The sequence below is a fragment of the Alkanindiges hydrocarboniclasticus genome (assembly GCF_001982605.1).
Classification (GTDB): domain Bacteria; phylum Pseudomonadota; class Gammaproteobacteria; order Pseudomonadales; family Moraxellaceae; genus Alkanindiges; species Alkanindiges hydrocarboniclasticus.
In genome coordinates this window covers 1-5981 of sequence record NZ_MLCN01000054.1, presented here as the reverse complement: position 1 = coordinate 5981, position 5981 = coordinate 1, and the positions used below count along the sequence as shown (strand labels likewise).

Below are 5981 nucleotides of genomic sequence, written 5' to 3'. Positions count from 1 at the left end.
CGGCTCATCTGTCTGGCCTGCATTAAATCGTCAACGCCTTCATCAACAGTATTAAGCCGGATTTTAATGATTTCACTGGTATTTAAGTCAATGCCATAGGCAAAGGTATGACCACAGGGGGAAGCAGTAATGGCCTTTACCCGAACAAATAGGCGTATGCAAGTCAACACGATGCTGGCTGTTTGCTTAAGTTGTTTAACCAATAAATTTGATGCGACAACTGTCATAAAAGCAAGGCCTTGTGTGTATTTTCCAGTATTACGCGCTAAGATGGATTTTCTTTAAAGCACGTTGATTTTTAGATTTTATCCAATTATAAGATGGATAGTTGTAACTTAGTTACTTTATCAGGATTCGCATTAAAACCCTATCGCTAGCGTTTACTCGCGGTCTTCTTCAGCATAGTAAAACTGGCCGCCATCCTGCCTTTTGAAGTTGAAATAACGCTGTTGACTTTCCCCTCTCTGTGGCAGTTCACTGACTATCGCTTAGACAGTCAGGATTGATATATTGATTAATTTATCTACATTCTGTTAATACTTATGTTTAGCACTAGTGCGGGCTGTCTTTGGCATTTTGAATTAATGGACTTAAGAAATACTCAATTAGGCAGCGTTGTCCCGTTTTAATCTTAACCGTTACCGCCATAACAGGGCTTAAGTTGACCTGTTTGCCATCGACATTGATACTACTTTTTTACATACGTCGCAGTGATGAATAAATCAGCCCCAGTTTTTCATCATCAATGGCATGATGCGAGATCGACAAGACCTTCCCATCATGCCACAGCGCGAATGCAGGAAGTTTTCAATTTTGATTTCAGCCGTCTGGCCATCATGCATAATGATGTTGTCTTTATTGGAAATAAATGCTTTAACTTCTAGCAGATTATTCTTCGGCACAATTACTATCAGCACCTGTACAGGGGTCACCACTCCATCCACGGTATTAATGAAAAGTTAGTGTACCATGCCATCCACCGGGCTTTTGAGTGTGGTTAGTCTAGTTGACCCCAGTTTTGATCATGATAGTTGGTGTATCTGCAGCTACCTACAATTGCCTTGGATTTTGTACTGATAACTTTTTTTCACTTCAAATTTATTTTTTTGATTTTTAAAAATTAGTTATCCACAAAATAGCGGATAACTAAAAAGCTATTTAAATTCAAATTCTTTTCCTTTCTATATATAGTAGAAAAGTTAATTTACTACAAAAAACTTGGATGGCTCCTACGTTTAGCTTGGATTAAGCCTACATTTATCTTGCTTACTACCTACATTCATCTTGTTAGGATTGCATTTGTTCTTCTTAATTTACTACAAATAACTTGGCTAAAAAAATAGTTCTTATTAGGTACTAAATATGATGATGTTAGAGTGATATTAGATGAATCACCTACATATATCTTGTTTTTTTGCCTATAAATGTTTTCAATATTTGGATAATTTTTTATATCTACCTACATTTACCTTGCTTACAAAACATCAATTACCCCTTGTCTCCTACATATAGCTTGTTTACATTACTGACTGTATTGAGGAATCCCTATGGATCATTTAGAAGAAAGGCTGGTTACAAAGTCAAATGCACTGGTACGTTCTAAATTTCAGCTGACTTTAGTTGAAATGCGTCTTTTATTATGTGTCATTGCCCAACTTAACTCTAAAGAACGATTAGATTCCACTAAACGTTATTACCTGCATGCTCAGACTTACGCAGAAATGTTCGGCATTCAGCAGGACGGCGCCTATCAGCTACTAAAAGAAGCTATTGACACCTTGTACAATCGGACCATAAAGATAAAACGGGATGGCAGCCAAGAAGATGCGGAGTTTCGCTGGATCCAGTCAAAATCATATATTGATAAGAAAGGAATGGTTAGTATCATGATTGGCCATGATGTAATTCCTTATTTATCTGAATTACAAAACCAGTTTACCCAGTATTTTTTGAATGAAATTAAGCAGCTTGATACGATTTATTCGGTGCGATTGTATGAGCTTGCCAAAAGCTATTTATCGTTAAAGTATTGGATAGTTGAACTTGATACATTCAGGCAAATTTTTGATATTAGTCCAGATTACCGTCAGGATAATATTCAAGCCCGTATTATTAAACCCAGCATAGAACTGATCAATAAACATACATCACTCAAAATTAACTTTGAACCCTACAAAGTTGGTCGGTCTATTGCAGGCTACCGGTTCAATATCGGTGAAAAAAGAGAATCTGTTGAACCCAGTGAATCCAAAAAAGTAGAAAAAAAACCACTATTTGGAAACTCATTTAGCTGGAGCATGTCAGAGAACACGATGTTTAAGAAGCTACAAGCATTTGATAGTGAATTGACTAAAGAAGATATTGAAATTCAAGCTATTAGTAATAATTGTGATATCTCTTTAATTTTACATTCGCTTATAATGGAAATAAGTAAACAAAAACTCTCAAGTCAACCGTAAAAGCTTGTCATTCAAAGCGGATTATCAATGGTGCCCCTAAATCTGCCGTAAGATCACTTGGCTGGCTATTGTTTAAAACCAGTGGCACCAATGTACAACACAGACATGGTTTGCCCACATAGAACGTATCTTGAGCACCTAGATAATCAGAATGGTAGGTGTCAATCTCACTACAAGCAACATCGTCTTCATGCTTGCGTTCAAGTGCTGCAATGTGCTGATCTTTCAGTGCTCTTGTTGTCAACACACTGTCAGGGGAATCTGACACAGTAAAGCCAACAATACGACTGGCATACAAGTTTAAACCACAGCTAGATAGCACCAGCCGTCTTTGATACGAATATAGGTCACATCCCCCGTCCAAACCTGATGGGACGCTGCTGGGCTATAAGAATCCGCATCTTTTAAAGCAGTATGAACGTTAAGCTAGGAACTAAACGCTATAACTATCTTGTGGATAACTTTTTTAACCTCGACCCTTTGTGTAAAATTTAAAATTAACCTCGACCCTTTGTGTAAAATCTTCATTAAAACTTCGACCCTTTGTGTAATAACTTCGACCCTTTGTGTAAATAACCTGTTCTATAACCCTTTACTAGCAACCCTCTTCAGGGTTATCCACAAGCTAAGTAGACATTAAGTAGATAATGTATTAGGTAGATAATGTATTAAGTACAATAATTGCAGATTTAAAAGCGAAAAAGCATTTTTAAAGCACCAATATTTAAATGAAGTTATTCAGGCAAAAATTGATTTTCAGGGCGATAACGACAATCCGAACCACAAGGTTTAATCCACTCTTCGCCCATTTTATGTGCAATGACATGAACAATAGTCGTAAAGTAAGCAGACTTATTACTGATTTTTGGATTTAAGCTCATTAATTCCTTGAACTCACCAATTGCTCGATGAATCAGGTTTTCCGAATAGTGTTTTGCAATAGAATAATATAATCCTAGATTTGCTTTATTTGATCCTGTTAGAGCCGTCATGTCTGCCACAATACTTTCAATAAGTACTGGATCAGTATTTATGATTTTCACTGATTGATCAGCTAGTTTTGCGACACCTTTACTACCCTTCTTTCGATCTTCAAAAGGTATCGACTTAAAAATCAGCTTAAAGTCTTGGCCATCAACCGTTTCAGACAAGTCAACTGTCAAAATATTTTTATTAGAAAGTTCCAGTCCGTTTAAATTTCTAATCAGCATCTCACCAAGCACCTTACGCTGGGATTTATGCTGATAACGGTGAGCTGTAAGATTGAGTTCACCGACCAGATTCTCGATTCGTCGCTCCAGACGTGTATGGGATGCAAGTATCGAATCAATGCGGCCATACAGGATTTTGGCGACACTAGACCGTATCGCCTTACGAGCGGTAAAGTTAACTGGGGTGGTAATGTTATTACGGATGTTATTGCGGATATTTTCATTAAACTGAACGGTAACCCCACTCTGGCCAGACAGCCCTCCCCGCTCCTCTAAAGTGGCATAGTTAAACGTTTCAAGTACCCGCTGGTTTTTAGTTGTCATAAAACGCTGAGTTATATCCTGAAATGATAAAACCCAGGACACATTAGTGAAGTAAAGTACTTCTAGCTCATTTAAGATGGCTTTTAAATTTTTACCGCTGGTTGGCATTTCCAGTTTGCGGGCAATCTGAGACAAATTAAGTTTAAATGGCTCATTGGGCATACCAAGTTCACGCCAGAACCAAACTAATGCCAGATAAACATCATAAGTACGTGCGGTATAGCAACGGCCATCTTTTGCTGGTGTAATTAAAATACTGGCAGTCCCTTCCTTGCCGTTAGGTAATTCAAGCCGCCATTCCTTTTTACGGATTTCCTTTAAATCTGGTGATTTAGTATGAGGGAAAATAAAGTTTGCCCAGCGGTCATAGTTACGTTCGGTTGAAATAATTTCTGACAGCTCTTTACTCTCACCGGATGGTAATAAAGAAAGCTGTAGCTCTTCCACACTGCCTTTACCAGGCCGTTCATTGTCCTGAGCAGAGACGACTGTTAACTCAAGATTTTGAGTAAGATTAGCAGTCATTTCAGATTGTTGTTTTTTCCTTGGCATGATTATCCCGTAAGCTAAAGTTTACAGATAGTATCGAATTCTAAAAATGCTTTATTTACACAAAGTATCGAACTTAAGGCTAGCATAGTCCAACCATGTTTTACACAAAGTATCGAAAATTTTCTAGCTTATATTTATAAAATTTACGCAAAGTATCGATTTTATTTAGGTATTTTTTACACAAAGTATCGAAGTATTTTAAGCGATAAGCTGAATAGATATAATTTTCGTATAACTTAAACTATTAATAATGTTAAAGTTAACTTTTACACATTAAAATAATATGATTCTTATTAAAGTTAACTGTAAAACTTCGTCATTCATGGCTGAGATATAAAGCAATAGAATAAGACGTATACTATTTCCTATGAGCTTATAAGGGTGCCATGTACACAGGAGGCGCAATTAAAGCCAGATTAACCCTGCACAGCTAAACGCTGCAGAACGTGTCTGAAGAACTCATCACCCGTCGTAAGCAATAATTAACCAAAAAGGCTTTAGGCTGGGTACCATTTAAAGCTATTGCAATTAAGATTGAACAAGGACTGATTAAATATCAGCATACATGGTTTGGTTTGTAGGACAGCTACAGATTGTCCAAATATCTGGCTAGAACAGGTTCATTTATGCAGGATGCACGCAGTAGACGGTATGCATGTTAGTTATGAATATAAGAGGCACTACCGCGTAAGGTATAAAACAAGCCATAGCCACTACGTCAATCGGTAGAGACTTGGGCCTAAAAGACCTTGCCACCTGTTCTGATGGTACAGTGACTATCAATCTAGAATACTAAAAGCGCTACGAAGCCAAACTGGCCATAACCGAGCGTATAAACAAAAAACATCAGGCTAAAGCCTTACACACGAAAATTAGGAACAGCCATCAAGACCATTTGCATAAAGCCAGCACGCAATTGATGAAGCAGCATGCAGCCATCCCTTTGGGTAACTTCTCAGCTAAGAAGTGAGCTGAGTCTAAAATGGCAAAATCAGTCTTAGATACTGGTTTTGATATAGTTGAGGATATGCTCCGATATAAGTGCCATTAGGCAGGAATATGTTTCGCGGAAATTAATAAAGCTCATACTACCTGCGCAGCACTGCTGCGCAAGGTAGCGAGTATAGCAGCCGTACAGATCCTATTGGACTAAAAGGATTAGGGATGAGGATATGGTTCTGTGGTGCCTATAACACGATGCATGACCGCGATGTCAATGCACCCAGAAACATATTCGCGGCAGGACATTGCCGTTTAGCAGTAGGAATTCTCCCTTTATAAGGATGGGAGGATGTCAAATATTCATAAATGGTTAATTTTAAGTATATCGAACTAACGAGTTTCAACTATTAATAAGATAAAAACCAAATTCACTAATACAGGTATGCTATAAAACTTCAAAACTTCAAAACTTCAAAACTTCAAAACTTCAAAA

The 5981-nt window shown here is 37.6% G+C and carries 3 protein-coding genes and 1 pseudogene; 1 reads left to right on the top strand and 3 read right to left on the bottom strand.

The window, feature by feature from the left end:
- Positions 1–722 precede the first annotated feature (722 nt).
- Complete coding sequence (locus BKE30_RS14625; RefSeq protein WP_143253793.1) at positions 723–932, bottom strand: hypothetical protein; 210 nt, start codon at positions 930–932, stop codon at positions 723–725.
- A gap of 615 nt (positions 933–1547) precedes the next feature.
- Between BKE30_RS14625 and BKE30_RS14620 the strand changes: the two genes are divergently transcribed.
- Positions 1548–2459 carry a replication initiation protein gene (locus BKE30_RS14620; RefSeq protein ID WP_076879304.1) on the top strand — a complete coding sequence of 304 codons (912 nt, stop codon included), beginning with the start codon at positions 1548–1550 and terminating at the stop codon, positions 2457–2459.
- Positions 2460–2571: 112 nt separating this feature from the next.
- Here the strand turns inward: BKE30_RS14620 and BKE30_RS16605 are convergent.
- A pseudogene (locus tag BKE30_RS16605) lies at positions 2572–2688 on the bottom strand (IS481 family transposase); the annotation flags it as partial.
- 505 nt (positions 2689–3193) lie between these two features.
- Positions 3194–4546, bottom strand: coding sequence for a hypothetical protein (locus BKE30_RS14610; RefSeq protein WP_143253791.1), 1353 nt, complete (start codon positions 4544–4546; stop codon positions 3194–3196).
- Between the last annotated feature and the right edge of the window lie 1435 nt (positions 4547–5981).

Excerpts from the sequence above, each read along its gene's own strand:
- BKE30_RS14620 (WP_076879304.1), top strand. The coding sequence starts at position 1,548 with ATGGATCATTTAGAAGAAAGGCTGGTTACAAAGTCAAATGCACTGGTA.
- BKE30_RS14610 (WP_143253791.1), bottom strand. The coding sequence starts at position 4,546 with ATGCCAAGGAAAAAACAACAATCTGAAATGACTGCTAATCTTACTCAA.